Genomic DNA, 23,039 nt, shown 5'->3' on the forward strand with positions numbered 1-23,039 from the left:
CCCGAGCATTTCCATGGGGGAGCCCGTATGCGCGATCTGGATCCGCAAGCAATGGCTCTGGCCTTTGATGGCCTCGACTGCGGGACAGAATCCTTTCTTGCCGAGGAAGTCCCCCTGCTCTCGGTGGGGGGAGTGTCCGGCTACTTGAAATCGCTGCTGGCCGGGGATCCCTACCTGGCCAGGCTGTGGGTGGTGGGAGAAGTCTCCAGTTGCCAGCGCAGCCGCAACGGCCACCTGTTCCTGACCCTGGTGGATCCGGAAAGCGGCGACCTCCTCAAGGGGGTTGTGTGGCAAAGTCAGACTGCCCGGCTCAGCTTCTGGCCAGAAGTGGGGCAACGGGTGCTGGCCCTGGGTCAACTTGGCATCTACAGCGGCGGCAGCTACTACCGCCTGGTTATCTGGCAACTGCTGCCGGCGGGCGAGGGGCTGTTGGCGTGGCGGTTTCAGCAGCTTAAGGCCCGCCTTGCCGCCGAAGGCCTGTTCGACAACCAGCGGCCCCTGCCCACCCACCCTCAGTGTATTGCCGTCGTCAGCTCTCCCGACGCCGCTGGCTGGGGCGATATCCGCCGCACCCTCAACCAGCGCTACCCCGGGCTGCGGGTGCTGTTTGCGCCAGCCCAGGTGCAGGGGGAGGCGGCCCCGGAGTCGATTGTGCGGGCCATTCGCCGGGTGGAGCGGGACGGGCGGGCGGAAGTGCTGATCGTGGCCCGGGGGGGCGGATCCGGCGAGGACTTGGCCTGCTTTAACGACGAGCGGGTGGTGCGGGCCATTGCCGAGTGCTCCATTCCGGTGGTGACCGGGATCGGCCACCAGCGGGATGAGACCTTAGCTGACTACGCTGCTGACTATGCGGCGCACACCCCCACAGCGGCCGCCGAGCGAGTTGTGCCCGATCTGCGGGAACTGCAGCGCCAGGCATTCCAGTTGCGCCAGCAGCTTGTCGAGCGCACCCTGCATGCTCTGGAAAAAGCTGAACAGCGTTGGCACCACGCCCAGCGCCGCCTAGCCCAGGTGCATCCGGAGCGGCTGCTGCAGCAGGCCCAGGAGCGCCTAGCCCAACAGCAGCAGCGCCTGGTCCAGGCCGTGCGCCACCGTCTCCAGCAGCAGCAACAGCGCCACCAAGCTCTCCAGCAGCACCTGCAAGCCCTCGATCCTGCCGCCGTTCTCAGGCGGGGCTATGCCCTGGTGCGCGACGAGCGGGGATCCCTGGTCCGCAGCCACCGCCTGCCGCCCCAGACCCGGCTGAGGATACAACTGGCCTCGGGCAGCCTCTGGGCCCGAGTGGAGGAGAGCCATGAGCCGCCGCAAACGTGAGGATCCCTGGCGCTACGAAGCAGCCATCGCCGAAGTGGAAAGTCTGATTGCCCAGATCGAATCGGGAGAGCTGGATCTGGCGGAGGTGGTGGAGCGCTTCCAACAGGCCGCCCAGACCCTGAAGCGCTGCGCCGAGTTTTTGGAGGAAAAGCGGCAGCAGGTGGAGATCCTCATCGAGGAATTGAACCAAGACGACGAAGACTGGCAAGCATTCTAGGGATCCCGCTCTGCCGTCGCCTCTTTGCTGCGCCGAGGCTTGACGGACAATGCTCGACCCGTAACAATCGTCAAGTTGTCAAGATGTCTTCTGGGGCCCCCATGTCTGCCAAGATCCTGGATGGCAAAGCCTTGGCTGGCCGGCTGCAAGCCGAGATGGCCGCTCAGGTACAAGCTTGGCTGCCGCGGGTGGGGCGTCCGCCGGGATTGGCGGTGCTGCGGGTGGGGGAGGATCCCGCCAGTGCTGCCTATGTGCGCGGCAAAGAGCGGGCCTGTGAGCGAGTGGGCATTGCCTCCTTTGGCCGCCATTTTTCCGCCCAAGACTCCCCCGCCCATCTGCTCGACGCCATCGCCCAACTCAACCAGGACGAGCGCGTCGACGGCATCCTCGTGCAACTGCCTCTGCCCCCCGGCTGGGATCCCATCCCGCCCCTTCTGGCCATCGACCCCGCCAAAGACGTGGACGGTCTCCACCCCCTCAACCTGGGCCGGCTAGTGCGCGGCGAGCCCGGCCTGCGCAGTTGTACGCCTCTAGGTGTGATGCGCCTGTTGCAAGCGGAAGGGATCCCCATTGCCGGACGAAAAGCGGTGGTGGTCGGCCGCAGCCTCCTGGTGGGCAAGCCCCTGAGCCTGATGTTGTTGGCCGCCGACGCAACGGTTACCGTGGCCCACTCCCGTACACCCAACCTGGCCGAAGTAACCCGCAGTGCCGACATTGTGGTCATGGCTGTAGGGCGTCCTCGCTTGCTCACGGCAGACATGGTGAAGCCGGGCGCCGTGGTTGTCGATGTAGGCATTAACCGTATCCAAGACCCTGACGGATCTGAGCAGTTGGTGGGAGATGTGGACTACGAAGCGGTCAAAGAGCGGGCCGCTGCCATCACGCCTGTACCAGGCGGCGTGGGGCCGATGACGGTGACGATGCTGCTGGCCAACACCCTGGAAAGCTACAAGCTTCGCAGCCACCTGTAGCCTGGAAGCTGTCCTCAAAATCCATGAACAACTGCCAATGGCCGGCCACCAGGAGGGAGCCTTGGAGACATCAGTGAGGCTTTTTGTATAGCTTGTTACTCCGAGTGGCAGTGAGATCGGGTCATCTTCGGGCTTGCTCAAGAGTCTTCGCTGGGGGAACGCAAGAAGATTGCTAAGCAATAGTTATTCGCCGTCAAATTTTTGTCCAAGTCCTTTACGTTGACAGTCGCAGATCGGGGATCGCTGTAACGTATGGATATGAACTTAGGTTAACTAGCAGCCCGTCTCCCCAGAACTGAAGCTCCGAGGGCGGGCAAGGAGTAGGGTCTCATGCTGCCGAGTGGCTCCAAAAACGCCTCTATGCCGGCGGCCGAATCAGGGCAAGGGGATCCGGCTCCCTTTTTAGCTGATGCTAGCTCTCCGCCTCCGCGAGCTACAACCACCGCTCCCTACGTGGTGCTGCACGGTCATTTCTACCAGCCGCCGCGGGAGGATCCCTGGCTAAACCGCATTGAGCGCCAGCCCAGCGCTGCCCCCTTCCACGACTGGAACGAGCGCATTCTGGCGGAGTGTTATCGTCCCAACGCCTTTGCCCGCATCCTGGACGAGCAGGGGCGGGTGGTGCGCATTGTCAATAACTACGAATTCTTGAGTTTTAACTTTGGCCCCACTCTCCTCTCCTGGTTGGAGGAGCACGATGTTGAAGTGTACCAACGCATCTTGACTGCCGACCGCCTCAGCGCCGAGCGGCTGGAGGGGCATGGCAATGCCATCGCCCAGGTCTACAACCACGTCATCCTGCCCTTGGCCAACGAGCGGGACAAGTACACCCAGATCCGCTGGGGGATTGCCGATTTCCAGCATCGCTTTGGCCGCTTTCCCGAGGGCATGTGGCTGGCGGAAACCGCTATCGATGCAGCAACGGTTAAAGCCTTAGTCGACTGCGGGATCCGCTTTGTCATCTTGGCACCCAGCCAGGCGCAGCGCATTCGCCCTTTGGGTCAAACGGAATGGATCGATGTCAGCCAGGGTCAGATCGATCCCAGCCGGCCCTACCGCTGCTTTACCCCGGATCGCAGCGGCTACCTGGACATTTTCTTTTTTGATGGCCCTATCTCCCGGGATCTTGGCTTTGGCGATATCGTCTACAGCACCCAGTCGCTGGCGGAGCGGATCCGGCTGGCCATCCGCCCTGACAGAAAAGGGGAACCCTATCTGATCAACTGTGCTACCGATGGCGAGACCTTTGGCCACCACAAGCGCAGCGTGGAGCGCACGCTGGCCTACGCCTTTTGCGAAGAGTTTCCCCGGCGGGGGTGGCAGGTGGGCAACTACGGCCACTTCCTCAGCCACCATCCCCCCACCTGGGAGGTGCAACTGAAGCCGGTCACCGCCTGGAGCTGCGCCCACGGGGTAGGACGGTGGTCGCGCGACTGCGGCTGTGGGGCGGTTCCAGGCTGGCACCAGCGCTGGCGGCAACCGCTGCGGGAGGCCCTCAACTGGCTGCGGGATCAGTTGGCCGAGATCTACGAGACGGAGGCCAAGGCCTACCTGCGGGATCCCTGGCTGGCTCGGGATCGCTACATCGAGGTGATCTTGGATCGGGAGCGCTGCGAGGCGTTTTTGCAGGAGCACCAGAGCCACCGCCTCACTGCCGAAGACCGAGTGCAGGTGCTGCGCCTACTGGAGATGCAGCGCTACGGCCAGTTGATGTTTACCAGTTGCGGCTGGTTCTTCGAGGAGCTCTCGCGTCCTGAGGGAGTGCAGATCCTGCGCTACGCGGCGCGGGCCATCGAGCTGGCGGCAGCAGTGGCGGATGTGGATCTGGAAGAAGAGTTTCTGGGCCGCTTGAGCAAGGCTCCCAGTAACCTCGACCTATACAGAGATGGCAAGGGGGTTTACTGGGCTTTGGTGCGCCCCGCTTTGATCAGCCCACAGCGGCTGGTGGCCCAGCACGCCCTGCTTTCCCTGTGCAACGGCATGCCCCGAGCCCCCGGATATATGCTGGAGCCGGTGGATCAGGAGCGCCTGGCTATAGGGGGATCCACACTGCTCGTCGGGCGGGTGAAGCTCGCCTTTCCCAACACCGGCGAAGAGCACGACCTCATCTACGCTCTCCTCCATCTGGGCGGCTGGGACTTTCAGTGTGGGGTTAAGCCGTTTACAGGGCGGCGCAGCTACGAGCAGTTGAAAGCCACCCTGCTATCTGGATCCCGCAGCCGCATCCAGCTAGTCCTAACCCTGCAAGAGCTGTTTGGCCCGGAAACCTTTGACCTCAACGCCCTGATTGAGGAAGACCGGCAGCAGATGCTGCGCTGGCTTACCCAAGACACGTTAGATCGCCTGGCCCAGCTCTATCGCCAAACCTACCTGGAAAATTACGGGGTTTTGATGGCTTTTCGGGCCGATGGCCTGCCGATCCCGGAAGAGCTGTTGGCTGCCGCGCAGATCACTCTCAACCAGCGCCTGTTGAGCAGCTTGCGGGCGATGGAAGTGGAAGGGGGCAAGCAGGATCACCTGCTGGAGTTGCGAGCAATTGCCCGCGAGGCGGAGCAGTTGGGGTGTCAGTTGCGGCGGGAGGAGGCGGCCCGGGTTTTGGATCGGCTCTTGCAGCGGGGGATGTGGCACCTTGCCCACGATTTTGAGCCGGAGAGCTTTGGCGAACAGCTCCACAACCTGGAGGAGTGGCTAAAACTAGCTGACGATCTGCGCCTGCCCATCAACCTGGATCGCCTCCAGGAGCTCTACCTGCTGGGTCTGGAACGGCAGAGAGAACTTCAACTGCATCTGGCTGAAGGGAGCGCGAGCGGCCCAACCCACCTTCGAGAAGAAGGCCAGGAGATCCCTGGCGAAACCTTGCGCCGCCTCTTCCAGCTTGGGCAGCGGCTCCGCGTTAACGTCAACGCCTGGCTGCGTCACCTACAACCCCACCAGTGATCTGAGTGCCGCAGGCTGCGCTTTTGCCCCTCTGCTGCCCAAGGGGAAGAGGGCCTTAGGCTCGAAGGATGGCCGTTGCCCCGCATTTTCCTGAATCTATCGGGATGACAGGATTCGAACCTGCGACCCCTTCGTCCCGAACGAAGTGCGCTACCAAGCTGCGCTACATCCCGAGGAGCAATCCAAATCCAAGGCTTTGTAAGTATAGCATGCCATGCATGGCATCTTCCCGCGGGCGGGAGTCGTTCTGCGCTAAGCTATGGGGATCCACCGTTGCCCTACTGGAGTATGAGTCAGCCCAAGGGTTTCAGCCAATCCAAGCCAGAGAAGAAACCGGCCAAGGCCAACACGGCCAAGCGCAAGGAAGCCGCCAAACGCTACGACGAGCTGAAAGCCAAGGGGATGCCGGAGTTCGCCATTTTTGCCCGGCGCCGCCAAGCTGAGCCCGGCAAACCCAACCCCTGGCTGCCCGTGGGATCCCTGGCGGTCAGTCGCTCCAGCGCCATCCACCAGGCCATCTTCCAAAACGAGGAAGAGCTCAAAAAAGCAGCCGTCCGCCTCTTTCCCCGTCTTAGCAAAGTCAAAGACGAGCTGGAGTTTGGCTTTCGCCTTAAGGACAAAGAGTTTCAAGACGAGCCCATTCAGGTGGCAGTTCGGCCCCAGCCTTCGCCCCTTCAGAGCTGGATAGACAGGGTGCGCAAGTGGCTGGGCCTGGGCAAAAGAACTACCCAAGCCTCCAAGAAAGGCTAAGCCGTGGCAAAGGCTTTGGGTAGCCAGCTCAAAATCAAGGGGTTGACAATCTCTGGGCGCTCGTCGTGGGGGCAATGGCCCGTATCGGGAAGAGGGAAAAATTGGTAGTCGATCCCCTGCACATGGTTTTGAAAGCCGCGACCCCGCTGAATAGGCGTCCAGGGATCCCGTTCCCCCCAAATCACCAGCAGCGGACAGCGCACCTGGGGCAGCAACGCTTCCGGCGTAGGGCCAGGGGGAGCCGTGAGAACAGCGGCAAACACCTGCTGCGCTCCCGGCTCACAGGAAGGGGCGTAGAGGATCTCCACCAGCTCGTCAGTGATGGCGGCAGGGTTGCAGTACACCTGTTTCAGAGTGGCGCGGATCCGCTGCCGCTGCCGCACCCAATCAAACAGAAGGGGCCCCGTGACCGGCGAGGCCACCAGAGCAGTGAAGGTGGCCATGAAAAGGCGGGCCAGCGGGCTGAGCTCGTGGGAGCGGTGGTTGAGACCGCCGGCACAGTTGAGCAGCACGGCTCCAGCAACAAGCTGGGGATAGCGGGCAGCCATGAGCAAGCTGAGCAAGGCGCCGATAGAGTTGCCGATGAACACCGCCGGCTGCCGCACATGCTGCCGCCAAAAATCCGCCAGCAGCTCGGCCCACAGCTCCAGACTGTAGGCAAGGGCCGGCTTGGCCGAGCCGCCAAACCCCAGCAAATCCAAAGCATAGACCCGGTATCCCGCCGCCGCTAGCACAGGGATGTTGTGCCGCCAGTGGCCAATGGAGGCCCCAAAGCCATGCACCAAAATCAGTGGGGAGCCAGATCCCTGGACGACGTAGCGAATGGCGTGACCCCGCCAGCTCCAGGTTTGGGGAGCAAAAGGGGCAATGGGATCGGCTGCCAAACTCGCAGGAGGAGCAGTGAACACAGACAGAAAAAAGATGTGGAGGCGTTGTGGAAGGGTCCCCACCTCCTCATCCTACCGCCACTCTCGAGCGTCTTTCTCTGCCGGCCATTGCCCCTAATCCCTCCCCCCAGAGAGATCTAGCTTCTCGGCAGAACTCTCAGGTGATCACATCCGGCTGCTGCCGACCGGTGCGGGCGCGGATCTGGGCGAAGTGATCCGCCAGTTGGATCAGCTCGGCCAGGGCCACCTGGGGATCCAGGCCGTGCCGGCTGGGATCCGGCTCAAACCGCTCCAAGTACACCCGCAGGGTGGCCCCGTGGGTGCCGGTGCCGGAAAGGCGGTAGACGATGCGGGAGCCGTCCTCAAAGCCGATGCGGATCCCCTGGTTGCGGCTGGTGCTGCCGTCCACGGGATCGGTGTAGCTGAAGTCATCGGCATAGGCTACTGTTTGGGAGCCAAAGCGCTGCCCCACCCAGCTTGCCACGGAGCGCCGCAAGTGCTCCATCAGCTCCTCGGCCACCTCCACCGGTAGCCCCTCGTAGTCGTGGCGGGAGTAGAAGTTGCGCCCGTAGGTGCGCCAGTGGTCTTCCACAATCTGCCGCACCGACTGGCGCCGCACGGCGAGGATGTTGAGCCAAAAGAGGACAGCCCAGAGGCCGTCTTTTTCCCGGATGTGGTGGGAGCCGGTGCCGAAGCTCTCCTCGCCGCAGAGGGTAACTTTGCCGGCATCCAGGAGGTTGCCAAAAAACTTCCAGCCGGTAGGCGTCTCGTAGCAAGGGATCCCCAGCTTGGCCGCCACCCGGTCTGCTGCCTGGCTGGTGGGCATGGAGCGGGCGATCCCCGCCAGCCCCTCCCGGTAGCCGGGCACCCGGTGGGCGTTGGCGGCCAACACCGCCAGGCTGTCGCTGGGGGTCACGTAGAAGCGGCGGCCCAGGATCATGTTGCGATCCCCATCCCCGTCGGAGGCGGCGCCGAAATCCGGCCCATCTTCTCGAAACAGCAGCTCCACCAGGGCGCGGGCATGCACCAGGTTGGGATCCGGGCGGCCGCCGCCAAAGTCCGGCAGCGGCTGGCCGTTGAGGACGCTGCCCTGGGGCGCCCCTAGAGCTCCCTCCAGGATGGCGTGGGCATAGGGGCCGGTGACGGCGTGCATGGCGTCGAAAGCGATGCGAACCCCGGAGGCCAGGTAGTCGCGGATGGCGTCGAAATCAAACAGGCGCTGCATTAGGCCTAGATAGTCGGCCACCGGGTCGATGACGGAAACCGTCAGGGATCCCAGCCGCTGCTCCCCCAGGCGATCCAGGTCCACATCCGGGGCTTGCAGGATGCGGTACTCCCGGATCTGCTGGGTGCGGGCGTAGATGGCCTCGGTCACCTTCTCCGGGGCAGGGCCGCCGTTGCCGATGTTGTACTTGATACCGAAGTCTCCCTGGGGGCCGCCGGGGTTGTGGCTGGCGGAGAGGATGATGCCGCCGTAGGCCCCGTATTTGCGAATTAAGCAGGAAACCGCTGGCGTGGAGAGGATCCCACCCCGGCCCAGCAGTACTCGCCCGATGCCGTTGGCTGCTGCCATCTTGAGCAGGATCTGGATGGCTTCCCGGTTGTAGTAGCGGCCGTCTCCGCCCACCACCAGGGTTTGGCCGGCGGATCCCTCGAGGACGTCAAAGGTGGATTGGATGAAGTTCTCCAGGTAGTGGGGCTGCTGGAACACCTGCACCGGCTTGCGCAGGCCGGAGGTGCCCGGCTTTTGGTCGGGAAAAGGGATGGTGGCCACGGTGCGCAGGATCATAGGCTGCCCAACTCTGCTCGCCCCTCTACTATCTCATCGTTGGGGCCTCTAGGGAGGATCCCTGGGCAGCTTCAAGCTCAGGGCAGGACTTTGAGCGCCTGGCCAGCGCTGCGGCCATAGCGGCTGGGATCGTACATCTCCTCGACAAGGGCAGGGGCCACCTGGAATTGGCCAGGGATCTCGGGACGGAAGAGGTAGACGAACTCGTGGCGGCCCCGCTTGAGCTCGGTGCTGAAGAAGGCCACCCGGTCGTCCCGGTTCTCTTGATGGGCCCAAAACCAGTCCCACCAGTAGTCGGCGGCAAGCCCTCGCGGATCCCGGGAGGTGATCTCGGCGCCGCTGGGCAAGGGATCCTCGATCACCACGTAGTGGCTATCCCGCTCAGCTTCCACCGTCAGCCGGGCCAGGAGCACCTCGCCCGCCCGCACCGCCTCGCCGGGGCGCAGGAGCTGTTCCCGGTAGCGGATCTCGCCATTGGCTTGGGGCTGGGGCTGTAGGCGGAAGTAGCGGCGGCTCACCGTGAAGCCCTGGCTGTCGGGGGGCGGCAGCTCCGGCAGAAAGGCCTCTCCCCGCAGGCTGTAGTAGAGGGGGCCGGGGCCGGATTTTTCCAGGCGCAGGCGGCGCAGGTTACTCACTTCGGCGTCGTCCCAGTCCAGCACCTGGCGAGGATCCTGAGGACCGGCCTGCCACTGGGCCAGTTGCGCCCCGCTTACCCCATCTTGCACCCGCACCTGGCGGGGGCCAGGCTGTTGCTGTTGCTGGGCTTGGTAGTGGGCCACTAGGCCCAGGAGGGCGTCGGCGGTGGCTTTGGTGGTGCGCCAGCGGTTGTCCTGCCGTTGCTGGAGAAGGGCGGTGGCGATCTCCCCGGCGCGGCCATCCTGGAGGCGCACGGCCAGTTGCAGGAGGGGCCCGGCCACCTCCAGGTCGTCGTAGGTGGGGCGTTCCCCGGCTGGCGGAGCGGAGGCGGCAGGAATAAACCAGCGGCCCTGGGGATCCCTTTGTCGCCGTTGCAGACCTTCCTCCAGAGCCGCCTGGGCGAGATCCCGCTGGCCCCGTTGCAGGGCGGCCAGGCCGCGGTAGGCCAGGCCAAAGGTGGAAAGCTGCGGCGGCGGCGGCAGCTCGGCAGTCACCAGCGCCGGATCCCAGAGGGCCAGGCTGTAGGCCACAAAGGCCCGCAGATCGGGGGAGAGGCGTTGGAACGGCTGCCCAGCCAGATACTCCAAAGCCCGCCGCACCCGCCACTCCTTGAGGGCGTAGCCGGCGGCCTGGGCGAGATGATAGCCCTGCAGGATGTAGGCGGTCAGGTAGGGGTTGCTGGTGTCGTAGGCCCACCAGCCCCAGCCGCCGTCGTAGTTCTGGGATTCCTCCAGCCGCTGCAGGCCGGCCCGAACCACCCGCGGCAGCCGCTCCAGGGTGGGCAAGCGCAAGCTGAGGCCCAACTGCTCGCCGGCCTGGGCCACCGCCAAGGCGGGCAAAAAGCGGCTCAAAGTCTGCTCGGTGCAACCGTAGGGGAACTGCACCAGGTAGTCCAAGGGCCCCAACAGCTCCGCTGCGGGGCTGGCGGCCAGTTCCAGATGCAGGTGTCGGGATCCCGGCACCCAGGTGGCCGGCCAATCCAAAGGCAGCTCAAGGCCATCCTCCTGCAGCCGCCCCGTTTGGAAGAAGCGGTGCACTGCCCCTAAGGGCTGACTGGGGATCCGCAGTTGCAGCGCATCCTGCAGCCCCTCCCCTTGTGCCCAAACCCGCAGGGGGGTCTCGCCGGCCCCCAGCACCCGCAGGGGCCATTCCACCCGCTCCGCTCTCTGGGCCGGCACGGTAAGGCGTTGTCGATCCGGGCCTTGCAACGCCAAGTTGGCGGGCACTTCCAGCCCCACCTCCACCGCCTGGGCTTTTGTGGTGCGATTTTGCACAACAGCGGCCAAGGTGAGTTGATCCCCCACCCGGAAAAAGCGGGGAGCTGCCAAGCGCACCAACAGGTCTTTGCTAACCGAGACTGTGGCAAGAGCGGATCCCACCTGGGTGTCGGCGGTGGCGGCGCGGGCAGTCAAGCGCCAGGTGGTCAGGTTATCCGGCCAGCGCACCTCTACCTGGGCCAGGCCATCGGCGTCGGTAACCAGATCCGGGAACCAGGCAGCCGTGTCGCGAAAGTCTTCCCGCACCTGGCCGGCCAGCTTGTCGGCGCCGCCGGGATATTGTTGCGGGAAAGAGGTGGTGGTGGTGACTTGGTTGTCCTGGCGCCCGTAGAAGAAGCGGCGGATATCGGGGGTAAAGTCGGGCCGGAGCAGGTAGAGGGCATTGTCCACGATCCCCAGCCCCACCTCGGCGCTGACCGGCTGCCCTTGGGCATTGCGGGTGCGGATTTGAATTCGGGCCGTCTCCCCCGGCTGGTAGGTGGGCTTATCCGTCTGCAGCTCCACCTGCAAAAAGCGATCCAGCGGCGAGACCCGCAGCAGCGCCTCGTTCTGGTACAGCCGCCGCTCTGGGCCAACGACAGTGGCGGTGACGTAGAGGTTGGGGCGATACTCCTCCCGGATGGGCAGGCGCAGGGTGGCCGTATGCCCCTGCAGGCGCAGCAGTTGTACCTGGTGCAGCCGGGATCCCTCCAGGCCCACCAGCACCGGCAGATCCGGCAGCGGCGAGGCGATCAGGATCTGGGCCTCTTCCCCCACTTCGTAGATCTGGCGATCCGCCACCACCTCCAGGCTGGGCAGGGATCCCCAGCTTTGCAGGGGGCTGCCCGGCTCCACCACCCAGAGATAGTCCACCTCCTGCACCCGTTCGCGCCAGCGGTGCGGAGCACTTTGACGGCGGGGATCCCATGCCGTCAACCGCACCCGGTAGTCTCCCGGCTCCAGGTCGGCGGGCAGGTGGAGGTCGAGGCTGCCTTCCCCGTTGACAATCTGAAAAGGCTGCCGCAGCAGGGTACCTTGCCGTTGGTAGGTGCTGCTCTTGGGATCCCAGCGCCAGCGCTCCAGGCTCAGCTCTCCGGTGGCGCTGACGGGGCGGCCATCGTAATCGCGGGCTTGCAGCCGGTAGGTGAGGGTATCCCCCGGAGCGGGCAGGTGGCGGTTCACTTCCGCAAACAGAGCAAATTCGCCAGCCGTGACCCAGGCCCGCGCCGATCCTGTTACCGTCCGGCGGCTGATATCGGTCACCTCCACCTCGATGCGCAGTTGCTGCACCTCTTGGGGGCCCCAGTAGCTGTCTTCTTCCCAGTTGAGATCCTGCAGCAGGCGATCCAGGCGAAACTCCGCCCGCCCTTGGGCATCCGTCACCCCTTCCCCTTCCGCCACCAACTGGCCGTAGCCGCCGTAGTAGCCCTGCTCCTCTCCCAGGTCATTGGCAAAATAGTCTTCTGCCGCAGAACGGGGCAACAGCCCGTAGCGCAGGCTCCAGTCGGGGCTGCTGTAAACCCGATAGCGCAACTGGGCCTGGGCCACCGGCGCGCCGAAAAGATACTCGGCCTCCACCTGAGCCTTCAGGGATCCCCCCCGCACCAGCCAAGGCCGGTCGGGCACCACCGTCACCTCAAACTCCGGTTTGCGGTAGGCTGCCACCCCAAAGTCGGTGGACTCGCGGCTGGATCCCTGGAACTGCCACTCTAGGCTGTAGCTGCCCAGGGGGGTTTCTTCCGGCAATTGAAACTGCCCGTGGACGCTGCCGAAAGCGTTGGTGGCCAGGGTCTGCTCCTCCAGCACATCGCCGTTGGGAGCGGCGAGGGTTACTTGCAGCGGCTGGCCTGCCGGGGGCGGGGTGAGGCGGCCTTGCTCCCGCACCAGGGCGCGAAAATAGACCGTCTGGCCGGGGCGGTAGAGGGGGCGGTCTGGGTAGGCGTAGATGCGGTACGGCTGGTTCCAGCCGTAGGTGTAGCTGCGGGACAAAACCTGCAACGTGTTGTCGGCGCTGCGGCCATAGACCACCAACGAGGATCTCTCCCCCGCCGGCAAGCTAAACTGGGCCAGCCCCTCCTCGTCGGTGGTGGCCGTCAAGGGATCCCCCCACTCCCCAAAAACTTGGATCTGGATCCCCGGCAGAGGACGCAATTCCTGCAAATGCACCGCCTGCACCACCAACTGGCTGGCATCCTGTTTCTGGATTAGGCCCAGGTCGCTTACCAAAAGCCACTCCTCAGAACGGGGCAAAGGTGCACTCGGGTTCAGCGGCTCCTGTCCTTCCGCCTCCAGCCAGTAGGCCCCCGGCGGCAGGATCCCCAGATCCAAGGTGCGGGTCACCTCTTCTCCCCCCAGCGGCTGCTGCCAACGGCGCAGCAGCTCTCCTCGCAGGGTGGAATACAAATCCGGATCCAGGGATCCGTAGCCGAGGGCCAAATTCCGCAAGCGAGGGGATCCCTCCAGATCGGCCAGGGAAAAGCGGTAAACGGCAAACTGCACCGCCCTCAAGCCACTGGCCCTCCACTCCAGCCGCGCCGGCTCGGCGGTCGTGAACACCTGGCTGGTGCTGTAGAGGTAGAGGCTGGGGGGCAGAAGCTGCGGGCGCAGGAGAGGAGCAGAAGCTACTGACCCTTCCCGCACCTGCACAGGCCTCTCGCTGAAGACGGTTTCCAGGCCGGATCCCCGCACCGTCACCCGGTATTCCCCAACGGGCAATTGATCCAAGCGATACTCGCCCTCCGCAGACGGGCTGACGCTGCGGCTCACCGGGCCGGCGGCAATCACCTGGACGTTCCCCGGCGCCACCCCTGCCGGCAGCTCCACCCGCCCCGTCAGGGATCCCGTCGGCGGCTCCGACAGCAAAACCGCCAGCCCCACGGCCAAGAACACCCCCAGGGCCACCAACCAGCGCCGCAGCATGGGATCCCTTCCTCCTCCCTATGTGTCCTGGTTGCCCTGGGGACGGGGTCGCTACTTCACCAGCTCGAACACGTTGAACATCGGCAGGTACATGGCCACGATGATGCAGCCCACCATCCCCCCCAAGATCACGATCATCAGCGGCTCCAGCAGGCTGGTGAGGGCGCGCACCGCCTCCTCCACCTCCAGCTCGTAGAAGTCCGCCGTCTTCATCAGCATGGCATCCAGCTCCCCCGTCTCTTCGCCCACGCTGATCATCTGGATGGCCATGATCGGGAAGACCTTGGCCTTATCCAGGGCCGGGGCGATCTGGCCCCCTTCCGAGATGGATTGGCGGGCGGCGTCGATGGCGTTGGCCACCACCTGGTTGCCGGAAGTGTCGCGCACAATTTCCAACGAAGTCAGCACCGGCACCCCAGAGCGGGTCAAGGCCCCAAAGGTGCGGCAAAAACGGGCCACCGCCGACTTCTGGATCAGATCCCCGAAAATGGGCAGCTTGAGGGCCAGCGCGTCGATGGTCTCCTTGCCGGCGGGGGTGCGATAAAAGCGGCGGAAGGCAAAGAAGACCGCCACCAGAAAGCCCACCAGGCCCAAGCTGTACTGGGGCGTGCGCAGGAACTTGCTGATGTTGATGAAAAACTGGGTAAAGGCGGGCAGCTCACCCCCCAAGTCGTTGTAGATGCTCTCAAACGTGGGCAAGATAAACAGCACCATGCCCAAAAAGATTAAGACGGCCAAGATGGTCACCACCACCGGGTAGGTCATGGCCGATTTAATTTGCTTCTGCAGGCGATCCATGTCCTCCAGCAGCTTGGCCAGGCGGTTGAGCACCTCGTCGAGCACGCCGCCCACCTCCCCCGCCTGCACCATGCTGCAGTAGAGGCCGTCAAAGGCATCCGGATAGGGGCGGATGGAATCGGACAGGTTTTTCCCCGCCTCCACTTCCGCCCGAATCGCCCGCAGGTATTTTTTGAGCTTGGGGTTGCCGGTTTGCTCCTCCATAATGGTGAGGGAGCGCACCATCGACACGCCGGCGTTGATCAGGGCAGCAAATTGCCGCGAGAACACCGCCTTGTCCCGAATGTCGATGGATCCCAGCATCGAGAAATCAAAAGAGGTCTCCAGCGAGAAAAAGGGCTTTTCTTCCTGAATGTCCTCTGGCTTGGCAAAAACGCCCTCTCGGCGCAGCCGTGCACGCGCCTCGGTCAAGTTGTTGGCCACCACCGTCAGGCGTACCGGCTGACCGGCCTTTAACCCCCGAACCTTGTAGCGCGGCATAGCTTACCCCCGATTCAAACTCATGATGAGAGGGTTCGAGTTGTGGGATCCAGCCCCCGAACTTTGGGCAACTAACTTTCTCAGCTAGAGCTTAGCCACAAATTGAGGCGGCGGCCAGAGATCGGCAAGAAGACCTCACCCCGGGACGCGGCGCTGTGGCTCAACGACGGACGGCAACCCCCGCTGGACGCTGGTGTTGAGCTGCCGCGGCTGGCGAGGGCCCGGCAACGTTGCCCAACAGCCGCTGCAACTCCTCAGGGCGAGAGGTCTTGGACATGGCCGTCTCGAAGTCGATCTTGCCCTGCAGGTAGAGGTTGGCCAGATCCTGCTCCAGGGTCTTCATGCCCTGCTTGCCGCCCGTCTGGATGGCCGAGTAGATCTGGGCGGTCTTGCCCTCCCGAATCAGGTTGGCAATGGCCGGCGTCACCACCATGATCTCTTGCACCAGCACCCGCCCGGGCTCTCCCGGCTTGGGGTTGAGGCGGCGGGCCAAAGTTTGCGAGAAGACGGCCTTGAGGGAGTTGGAGAGCTGCACGCGGATCTGCTGCTGCTGCTCCGGCGGGAACACGTCCACCAGGCGATCCACCGTCTGGGCGGCAGAGCTGGTGTGGACCGTGGCAAAGCAGAGGTGGCCGGTCTCGGCGGCGGTGATGGCCAACTGGATGGTTTCCAGATCCCGCATCTCCCCGATCAGGATCACATCCGGATCTTCCCGCATCGCCGCCCGCAGGGCATTGGCAAAGCTCTTGGTGTCTTCGCCCAACTGCCGCTGGTGGATGATGCTGCGGATGGGAGTGTAGATGTACTCGATGGGATCCTCGATGGTGAGGATGTGCTCGGCCCGCTCGCGGTTGATGAAGTCGATGATAGCGGCCAAAGTGGTGGACTTGCCGGATCCCGTCGGGCCGGTCACCAACACCAGGCCCCGAGGCAGACGGGCCATCTCCTTACACACATCCGGCAGGCCCAGCTTGTCGATGTTGGGGATCTCAGAGGCCAGCGCCCGCATGGCGCAGGCGTAGGTGCCGCGATCCCGGTAGACGTTGACGCGGAAGCGCCCGATCCCGCGCACGCCGTAGGAGCAGTCCAACTCCCAGTTCTGCTCCAGGTGTTTGCGCTGGGTGTTGTTCAACATGCTGAAAATGAGCCGCTGCACCTCCTCAGGGGTGAGGGGCTCGTGCTCGGTTGGCTGGAGTTCGCCATTGATGCGGAAATAGGGGGGCAAACCGGCTGAGATGTGGATGTCAGAACCGCCCCTGCGGACGATTTCTTCCATCAGGTCTTCGATCATGAGTTGTGGCATAGGGCTGGTGTCTCCAATCGGTAAGCTGAGTCAGGCTGGGTTCGACCTAGGAGTTGTCGATGAAAAACCCTTCTAAAGCCGGGCTAGAGGCAACCCTCCAGGACTCGTATAGGACTGTTATAATCAGCACCTTGGCGGCGTCAAGAGCCAGGCGCCTTGCCTAAAACTTCGGCGTCAGGCAGTAGGGGCAATCCATCCAGTCTACCTGCAGGGCGGCGCCACAGTTGCGGCAGGTGCTAAGGGCCTTGGCACGGGCCTTCAGCTCCGTTTCCAAACCCTTGTCGGTGAGGATAACCCGATCTACCTCCTCCAGCGTGGTCAGGCCCTGCTTTACCAGCATCAAGCTGTAGGCGAGCAGGGTTTTCATGCCGCTTTCGACAGCGGCTTCCTTGATGACCTCCGTGGGAGCCCCCTTGTTGATCAACTCGGCCAGGCGGTCGTTCATGCGCATGAACTCGTACACCCCCACGCGGCCTTTGTAGCCCACGCCCCCACATTTCTCGCAGATGGGCTTGCCGGTGGCTTTGCGCTGCTCGATCTCTTTGGGGGAGAGCTTGTTGGCTTTGTAGAAGGTGAGCTGTTCGCCGTCGCCGCTGAGGCTGAGGCCATAGCGGGCCAACTCCTCGGATGTGGGGTGGTACGGGATCCGACACTCGGTACATACCCGACGCATCAAGCGCTGGGCCAGCACCCCCAACAGCGAGCTGGAGATCATGAACGGCTCGATCCCCATCTCCGTCAGACGGGCGATGGCACCGGGGGCATCGTTGGTGTGCAGGGTGGTCAACACCAGGTGGCCGGTGAGGGAGGCTTCGATGGCGGTTTTGGCCGTCTCGTGGTCGCGGGTTTCCCCCACCAGGATCACATCCGGGTCTTGCCGCAAGAAAGCGCGCAGGATCATGGCAAAGTCCATGCCCTTTTCTCGGATCACCTGCACCTGGGTGATCCCCGGCAGGGAGTATTCGATGGGATCCTCGGCGGTGCTGATGTTGATGCCGGGATCGTTCACTTCTGCCAGCGCCGAGTAGAGGGTGGTGGTTTTCCCGGATCCGGTGGGCCCGGTTACCAAGATCAGGCCAAAGGGTCGCCTGACAACCTCCTTGAAGCTGGCCAGGGTCTCTGGGTCGGTGATCAGCTTGTCCAGGCCGAGCTGGGTGGCGGAGTTGTCCAGAATCCGCAGCACGATCTTCTCCCCGTAGCGGGAGGGCAGGGTGCTGACGCGGAAATCCACCTTGCGCCCCTTGAAGACCCGCCGGATCCGCCCATCCTGGGGCATGCGCCGCTCGGCAATGTTCAGGTTGGACATGATCTTGAAGCGAGCGGTGAGGGCGGGGACGATCTTCTTGGGAAAGTTTTCAAAAGCCTGCCGCAACACCCCATCTTTGCGGAAGCGGATGCGCAGGTATTCTTCTTGTGGCTCGATGTGGATGTCCGACGCCCCGTCCTGCAGGGCCTTGACCAGGATCTGGTTGGACAGTTTAATAATCGGGGCATCATCTGCCGATTTGACCTGCTGCTCCAGGGATCCCTCGCCGGCCTCATCGGCAGCCACATCCTCAATAGCATCCAGATCGATTTCGGCAGTGTTGACCACCACCTCTTCTTCTTCTTCCTGTTGGGCAGCAGCCGCGTCGTTGATCCCCTTGATGGCCAGCAGCTCCGCCTGGGCATCCATGTAGCGGTTGATCAGGGCGTCGAAATCCCGCTGGGTGAAGACCCGCCGCTGCAGCTTCAGCCCCTGGATGCGGAAGCGCCGCTGGATGTCGTCCAGCGCCTGCAGGTTGTCCGGCCTGACCATCGCCACCAGCACTTGGTTGTCTTGGCGGCGGATGGGCAAGAACTTGTAGCGGTTGCAGATGTCGAGAGGCAAGAGCGAGTCGATGAGCCCGATCATCTCCGAGATCTCCACCGGCTCCAAATCGATGTCGAGGGGGGGGATCCCGTAGATGATTTTCAGCTCAAAGAGCTGCTGCCGCTTGTAGGCCCGCTCCAGGTCAGGGGTGATCTCTTTGCCGACAATCTCTTTGACCACCAGGGCTAGGGCCTTGCTGCCCCCTTCGCGATCGGCTTTGAGGGCGTTTTGGATGTCCTGGATTTGCTTATCGTCGGCAAAGCCCAGCTCTTTGAGCTTGCGGCCGAAAGGAGTGATGCTGACGTTGGCAATGGCCAGGGCTTTGCTGGCCGCAACGCTGCGACGGGTTAGAGGAGTAGGAAGGTCATTCATGCTGCCGGGCCACCCAGGATGTATTCACATAATGACTGCAGTTAACCGCAGGGATCAACGGTGGGGACATGCAGGCCTGCGCGTCCCAAAGGGCGCTGCCCATGGCCTTACTATGCCCCAACTTGGTTGAAACTTAAATCCCCCTTCCTAGTTCCGGCAGGGTGGTGACGCCTGTCTGGTCAGGCCGGGATCTTCGCCGGATCCACGGGGCCGGTTGGGGGCCTGCTTCCAGAGAGGGATCAGCTTAAGATGGGGAGCAGGCCGGCGGCTTGCGAGCCTTTCCGACGGGAGAAGCCTGCTAACTTGTCCCCTTTCTCGAGACAGCTTCTGCCAATGGCTGAGATCGGTCGAAAATAGGGCGGGCAACGCCAAGCTGATGGGAAATTCGGGGGACAAGCTAAGCTCAAAGGGACGGAGTCGGCCCAACTTGTTCAGGATTACCTCGCTGCAACTGCCCATGCGGCTCTACGTCGAACCCTTTACCGTTCACAAGCGCTATGCCCTCACCCTCAGCCGCGGCACCTATACCGAGGCCACGCTGGCCTGGGTGCGGATCGAAGAGGAGGGGATCGAGGGCTGGGGGGAGGCCTGTCCTTTCTCGGTGAGCGAGGACTGCCACCAGTCTTTGGAGGATATCTTGGTGGGTTTGGAGGTGGCCAAAGGGATCCTACGCCGCCACTCCCCCTGGGAGCGGCAGGCCATTGAGGCGGAACTGCTGCGGGCCGGGATCCCTTCGGCGGCGCGGGCAGCAGTAGACATGGCCCTGCACGATTGGATGGGCAAACGTCTGGGGATGCCCCTGTGGCAGGTGTGGGGACTGGATCGCTCCCGCATCCCGCCCACCACTTTGACCATTGGCATTTCCACCCCTCAGGCGGCCCGCCAGCGTGCCTTGGCCTGGATGGAACAGACCCAAGCGCGGGCCTTCAAGATCAAGCTGGGCAGCGACTTGGGGCTGATGGCGGATCAGAACATGCTGATTGCCGTGCAGGAGGTGATCCCGCTGGGATCCCTGATTACTGTGGACGCCAATGGTGCCTGGACGGTGGAACAGAGCCTGAGCATGAGCAATTGGCTGGCGGGGCAGGGGGTGAGCTACCTGGAGCAGCCCTTGGAGAGGGGACAGGAGGCGAAGCTGATCACCCTCTGGCACGAGTCGAAGCTGCCCATCTTCGTGGATGAGAGTTGTTTCGACAGCCGCGATATTCCCGCCCTGGTGGATCGGGTGCACGGCATCAACATCAAGCTGATGAAGTGCGGCGGCCTTAGCGAAGCCTGGCGCATGATCCACACCGCCAAAGCCTATGGGCTCCAGGTGATGCTGGGCTGCTACAGCAACACCGCCCTGGGCAACACGGCGGCGGCCCACCTAGCGCCGCTGGTGGACTACGTGGACTTAGACAGCCACCTCAATCTCATCGACGATCCCTTTTCCGGAGCTCTGGTGCAGGAGGGTTGTCTTATCCCCACTGACCGACCTGGCTTGGGGGTGGAGTTGCGGGAGTAGCACCATGGGGCAACGGCGATCCCTCTCCAGACAAACTCGCGTGGCCGTCCTGCTCCACGGCGGCCTGTTGGGGGAGCACGGCAAAACAGGGCTGGGGTTGCTTCGGTATGGGCCCTTCCCGGTGGTGGCGGTTATTGACCGGGAGCAGGCGGGGAGATCCCTGGCCCAACTCACGGGCATTGCCAAAGACATTCCCATCGTAGCCTCGGTGCAAGAGGCGCTGGTTTACGGCCCCGAGGTGTTGGTGATTGGGATCGCTCCTTCCGGCGGCCAGTTGCCCCCTGAGTGGCGGGAGGAGCTCTGCCAAGCCCTGCAAGCCGGCTTGTCTTTAGCAAACGGGCTGCACACCCCCCTAGCGGAAGATGCCCAGTTGCGGCAGTGGCTGCAGCCGGGAGCCTGGATCTGGGACATTCGCCGCGAACCCCCTGGTCTGGGAGTAGGGAGGGGCCTAGCTCGCTCTCTCCCCTGTCGGCGGGTACTGACGGTGGGCACCGATATGGCCGTGGGCAAAATGTCCACCAGCCTGGAACTGCACCGGGCCAGCCTGAAGCGCGGCCTGCGCTCCCGCTTTTTGGCCACCGGACAAACCGGGATCCTCATCAGCGGCGATGGGATACCCCTGGATGCGGTGCGGGTGGACTACGCCAGCGGCGCTGTGGAGCAACTGGTGTTGCGCTATGGATTTGACCACGACATCCTGCACATCGAAGGCCAGGGATCCCTGCTCAACCCCGCCTCTACAGCAACCCTGCCCCTGTTGCGGGGATCCCAGCCCACCCACTTGATCTTGGTCCACCGAGCTGGGCAAACCCACATCAAAGGGATGGACTACGTACCCATCCCTCCCCTGCGTAAGGTCATCGAGCTGTACGAACAGGTGGCCAGAGCTGCCGGCGCCTTTGCCCCCGTGCCGGTGGTGGGGGTGGCCCTCAATACCTTCGGTTGGGAGGAGGAAGCCGCCCTGGCCCAGATCCGCCAGGTGGAAGTGGAGACCGGGCGGCCCTGTACCGACGTGGTGCGCTTTGGGGCGGATCCCCTCTTGGATGCCATTCTCTCGACAGGCTAGCCTCAGGGATCTCCCTTAGGGCGAGTTTCGCTGTCGAGCACTTCCAGGATGGCCTTGGCGGCGCGGGCCAAAACTCCCGGCTCCCCCAGCGCTGCCCGCATAGCAGCATAGTCGGCCTGCAGTTGGGTGCGGCGCTCGGGCCGAGTCAGCAGCTCCAAGGCCAGTTGGGCGACTCGCTCTGGCTGGGCCTCCTCCTGGAGGAGTTCCGGCACAATGGGGCGCATCAGCACCAAGTTGGGGGGAGACATAAAGGGCACCGACACCTTCAGCCAATGGCGGGCCAGCCAAAAGGTAATTGGGTTGAGGCGGTAGATCACCACCTGCGGGATCCCCAAAATGGCCGCCTCCAGGTTGACAGTTCCCGACTTGGCCAGCACCAGGTCGGCGGCCGCCAACAGCAGGTGATGCGCCTTCGGAGGCGAAGGGCGAGGCAAGAGAAGGGTGAGATCCTCCAGCCCATAGCGGCGGGCGGCTCGGGCAATCGGGGCGGCAAAGCGGGGCGAGGCCAGCGGCGCCCAAAACCGCACCTGGGGCAGGCGAGCCCGCAACAGCCGCGCTGCCTGGAGCAAGATGGGCAAAACCGAGCGCAGCTCCTGGCGGCGGGAGGCCGGCAGCAGCGCCACCACCATCGCTTCCTCAGGGATCCCTAACTCAGCCCTGGCCTGAGCGCGACCGGGTACACTCGCCAAAATATCCAGCAGGGGGTGGCCCACATAGCAAACCTGGGCACCTGCTGCGGCGTAGTAGCGGGCTTCTTCAGGGAAAATCGCCACCATCAGTCGCATCTGCTGGGCTAGCCGGTAAGTGAGGCGGCTGTTGGGCGACCACACCCATTCTTGGGGGGCAATGTAGTAAACGGCAGGGATGCGTCGCCGCTGCAACAGGCGGGCGATGCGGCTATTGATGCCGATGTAATCCACCAGGATGGCCAAATCAGGCGGGTCTTGCGCCAGGAAGCGGCGGATCTTCCACTCCGTCCATAGGGCAGGGCCGACGAAGGGGAGAGCCTCCAGAATGCCGATAGAGCTGATCTCCGTGGTGCGGTGCAACAGATTGGCCCCCGCAGCGGCCATCTCCTCTCCCCCAACTGCCGTGATGCGTAGGTGCGGGCGTTGGCGCAGCAACTCGCGGATGAGATGGCCGGCCTGCAGATCCCCGGAGACTTCTCCGGTGCAGATAAACAGATGGCTCACAGGTCGTCCTCTTCTCTGCTGCGGCGCAAGGCCGGCAGAGGGCCGCGCCGTTGGGGTTGGGAAAGGGAATCTTCCAAAAATTGCAGCAGATGGAGCAGGGATCCCGTCTCGTCCACCAGCTCTTTCCCCTCTAGGGAAAGGACGCTCTGCCCGTTCTCGGTTCGCAGGCTCTCCCGCAGCGTTTGCAGCGCTTTTTCCAGGGGCAAACCGGAACGGTAGAGCAGCCGGTAGGCCTGGCGCAAGGCCGGCAGGGATCCCTCCATCCCCTTGGCCCGCCGCAGCCCCACCAAGTTAAGGCCCCGGATGCGGGCCGGGTGCCCCTCCACCAACATGTAAGGCGGCACGTCGCGATCCACCCGGCTCATGGCCCCCACCATAGCCAGGCGCCCCACACGGGTAAACTGGTGGAGCCCGACCATGCCGCCGATGCGCGCCTGCGACTCAATGTGAATGTGGCCAGCCAGGGAGACAGCGTTGGTGATCACCACCTGATTTTCGATGACGCAGTTGTGGGCGACGTGGACGTAGGCCATCAGCAGGTTGTGATCGCCGACCACCGTCGCTTCCCCTTCATTGGTGGCTCGGTTGATGGTGACGAACTCGCGGATGCGGTTGCCCTTGCCGATCACCACCTGAGAGGGCGCGCCGCTGTACTTCAGATCCTGAGGCTCCCTGCCCAGCACCGCCCCCGGAAAAATCTGGTTGTCCTCGCCAATATCTGTCCAACCATCGATCACCACGTGGGCCCCCACCACCGTACGGGCGCCAATGCGCACATGCTCGCCGATAACC

The 23,039-nt window shown here is 63.7% G+C and carries 15 protein-coding genes and 1 tRNA gene; 7 read left to right on the forward strand and 9 right to left on the reverse strand.

What is annotated here, in order from left to right; genetic code table 11:
- The first annotated feature begins 27 nt into the window (after positions 1 to 27).
- From xseA to SYN65AY6A5_RS01735, 4 genes are all read left to right on the forward strand, one after another.
- The gene (xseA, locus tag SYN65AY6A5_RS01720; RefSeq protein WP_346426057.1) at positions 28 to 1,314 is read left to right on the forward strand and encodes an exodeoxyribonuclease VII large subunit; all 1,287 of its coding nucleotides are present in this window, start codon (positions 28 to 30) and stop codon (positions 1,312 to 1,314) included.
- Complete coding sequence (gene xseB / locus SYN65AY6A5_RS01725; protein ID WP_011430793.1) at positions 1,295 to 1,531, forward strand: exodeoxyribonuclease VII small subunit; 237 nt, start codon at positions 1,295 to 1,297, stop codon at positions 1,529 to 1,531. Before xseA ends, xseB begins: the two co-directional genes overlap by 20 nt.
- 101 nt (positions 1,532 to 1,632) lie before the next feature.
- On the forward strand, positions 1,633 to 2,502 hold the full coding sequence (gene folD / locus SYN65AY6A5_RS01730; protein ID WP_011430792.1) for a bifunctional methylenetetrahydrofolate dehydrogenase/methenyltetrahydrofolate cyclohydrolase FolD: 870 nt from the start codon (positions 1,633 to 1,635) through the stop codon (positions 2,500 to 2,502).
- Positions 2,503 to 2,832: 330 nt separating this feature from the next.
- On the forward strand, positions 2,833 to 5,439 hold the full coding sequence (locus tag SYN65AY6A5_RS01735; protein WP_099813033.1) for a DUF3536 domain-containing protein: 2,607 nt from the start codon (positions 2,833 to 2,835) through the stop codon (positions 5,437 to 5,439).
- A 99-nt stretch (positions 5,440 to 5,538) separates the two neighbouring features.
- Here SYN65AY6A5_RS01735 and SYN65AY6A5_RS01740 read toward each other — a convergent pair.
- Positions 5,539 to 5,612, reverse strand: a tRNA-Pro gene (locus tag SYN65AY6A5_RS01740).
- Between the two features lie 115 nt (positions 5,613 to 5,727).
- Here SYN65AY6A5_RS01740 and SYN65AY6A5_RS01745 point away from each other — a divergent pair.
- Complete coding sequence (locus SYN65AY6A5_RS01745) at positions 5,728 to 6,189, forward strand: HHL1-like protein (RefSeq protein ID WP_011430790.1); 462 nt, start codon at positions 5,728 to 5,730, stop codon at positions 6,187 to 6,189.
- Here the strand turns inward: SYN65AY6A5_RS01745 and SYN65AY6A5_RS01750 are convergent.
- The 6 genes from SYN65AY6A5_RS01750 to SYN65AY6A5_RS01775 form a co-directional block, all read right to left on the reverse strand.
- On the reverse strand, positions 6,186 to 7,073 hold the full coding sequence (locus SYN65AY6A5_RS01750) for an alpha/beta fold hydrolase (RefSeq protein ID WP_168173373.1): 888 nt from the start codon (positions 7,071 to 7,073) through the stop codon (positions 6,186 to 6,188). The genes SYN65AY6A5_RS01745 and SYN65AY6A5_RS01750 overlap by 4 nt on opposite strands.
- 160 nt (positions 7,074 to 7,233) lie before the next feature.
- Positions 7,234 to 8,865, reverse strand: coding sequence for an alpha-D-glucose phosphate-specific phosphoglucomutase (locus SYN65AY6A5_RS01755; RefSeq protein ID WP_099883769.1), 1,632 nt, complete (start codon positions 8,863 to 8,865; stop codon positions 7,234 to 7,236).
- A gap of 77 nt (positions 8,866 to 8,942) precedes the next feature.
- Complete coding sequence (locus SYN65AY6A5_RS01760; protein WP_099883771.1) at positions 8,943 to 13,676, reverse strand: MG2 domain-containing protein; 4,734 nt, start codon at positions 13,674 to 13,676, stop codon at positions 8,943 to 8,945.
- A gap of 51 nt (positions 13,677 to 13,727) precedes the next feature.
- Positions 13,728 to 14,954 (reverse strand): type II secretion system F family protein, encoded by a 1,227-nt coding sequence (locus SYN65AY6A5_RS01765; RefSeq protein ID WP_011430786.1) that lies wholly within the window; start codon positions 14,952 to 14,954, stop codon positions 13,728 to 13,730.
- Between the two features lie 160 nt (positions 14,955 to 15,114).
- A complete protein-coding gene (locus SYN65AY6A5_RS01770; protein WP_099834829.1) occupies positions 15,115 to 16,257 on the reverse strand; it encodes a type IV pilus twitching motility protein PilT in 1,143 nt (380 codons plus the stop codon).
- 160 nt (positions 16,258 to 16,417) lie between these two features.
- The gene (locus tag SYN65AY6A5_RS01775) at positions 16,418 to 18,481 is read right to left on the reverse strand and encodes a GspE/PulE family protein (protein WP_206336842.1); all 2,064 of its coding nucleotides are present in this window, start codon (positions 18,479 to 18,481) and stop codon (positions 16,418 to 16,420) included.
- Between the two features lie 427 nt (positions 18,482 to 18,908).
- Here SYN65AY6A5_RS01775 and SYN65AY6A5_RS01780 point away from each other — a divergent pair, with 427 nt between their 5' ends.
- Together SYN65AY6A5_RS01780 and SYN65AY6A5_RS01785 are read left to right on the forward strand one after the other, a co-directional pair.
- Entirely contained in the window at positions 18,909 to 19,988 is a 1,080-nt protein-coding gene (locus SYN65AY6A5_RS01780; protein WP_240530539.1) for a dipeptide epimerase, read from the forward strand.
- A 4-nt stretch (positions 19,989 to 19,992) separates the two neighbouring features.
- On the forward strand, positions 19,993 to 21,054 hold the full coding sequence (locus tag SYN65AY6A5_RS01785) for a DUF1611 domain-containing protein (protein ID WP_099883774.1): 1,062 nt from the start codon (positions 19,993 to 19,995) through the stop codon (positions 21,052 to 21,054).
- A gap of 2 nt (positions 21,055 to 21,056) precedes the next feature.
- On the opposite strand, the gene lpxB is transcribed toward SYN65AY6A5_RS01785, so the two are convergent.
- Both lpxB and lpxA read right to left on the reverse strand, forming a co-directional pair.
- Positions 21,057 to 22,247 carry a lipid-A-disaccharide synthase gene (lpxB, locus tag SYN65AY6A5_RS01790; RefSeq protein ID WP_011430780.1) on the reverse strand — a complete coding sequence of 397 codons (1,191 nt, stop codon included), beginning with the start codon at positions 22,245 to 22,247 and terminating at the stop codon, positions 21,057 to 21,059.
- The coding region (gene lpxA / locus SYN65AY6A5_RS01795) for an acyl-ACP--UDP-N-acetylglucosamine O-acyltransferase (protein ID WP_099883776.1) at positions 22,244 to 23,039 on the reverse strand (796 nt) is incomplete at its 5' end. The genes lpxB and lpxA, both read right to left, overlap by 4 nt.

This window comes from Synechococcus sp. 65AY6A5 (assembly GCF_002760415.1).
GTDB lineage: Bacteria > Cyanobacteriota > Cyanobacteriia > Thermostichales > Thermostichaceae > Thermostichus.

Excerpts from the sequence above, each read along its gene's own strand:
- SYN65AY6A5_RS01765 (WP_011430786.1), bottom strand. The coding sequence starts at position 14,954 with ATGCCGCGCTACAAGGTTCGGGGGTTAAAGGCCGGTCAGCCGGTACGC.
- xseB (WP_011430793.1), top strand. The coding sequence starts at position 1,295 with ATGAGCCGCCGCAAACGTGAGGATCCCTGGCGCTACGAAGCAGCCATC.
- SYN65AY6A5_RS01735 (WP_099813033.1), top strand. The coding sequence starts at position 2,833 with ATGCTGCCGAGTGGCTCCAAAAACGCCTCTATGCCGGCGGCCGAATCA.
- SYN65AY6A5_RS01755 (WP_099883769.1), bottom strand. The coding sequence starts at position 8,865 with ATGATCCTGCGCACCGTGGCCACCATCCCTTTTCCCGACCAAAAGCCG.
- SYN65AY6A5_RS01770 (WP_099834829.1), bottom strand. The coding sequence starts at position 16,257 with ATGCCACAACTCATGATCGAAGACCTGATGGAAGAAATCGTCCGCAGG.
- SYN65AY6A5_RS01775 (WP_206336842.1), bottom strand. The coding sequence starts at position 18,481 with ATGAATGACCTTCCTACTCCTCTAACCCGTCGCAGCGTTGCGGCCAGC.
- SYN65AY6A5_RS01760 (WP_099883771.1), bottom strand. The coding sequence starts at position 13,676 with ATGCTGCGGCGCTGGTTGGTGGCCCTGGGGGTGTTCTTGGCCGTGGGG.
- folD (WP_011430792.1), top strand. The coding sequence starts at position 1,633 with ATGTCTGCCAAGATCCTGGATGGCAAAGCCTTGGCTGGCCGGCTGCAA.
- SYN65AY6A5_RS01745 (WP_011430790.1), top strand. The coding sequence starts at position 5,728 with ATGAGTCAGCCCAAGGGTTTCAGCCAATCCAAGCCAGAGAAGAAACCG.
- SYN65AY6A5_RS01785 (WP_099883774.1), top strand. The coding sequence starts at position 19,993 with ATGGGGCAACGGCGATCCCTCTCCAGACAAACTCGCGTGGCCGTCCTG.
- xseA (WP_346426057.1), top strand. The coding sequence starts at position 28 with ATGCGCGATCTGGATCCGCAAGCAATGGCTCTGGCCTTTGATGGCCTC.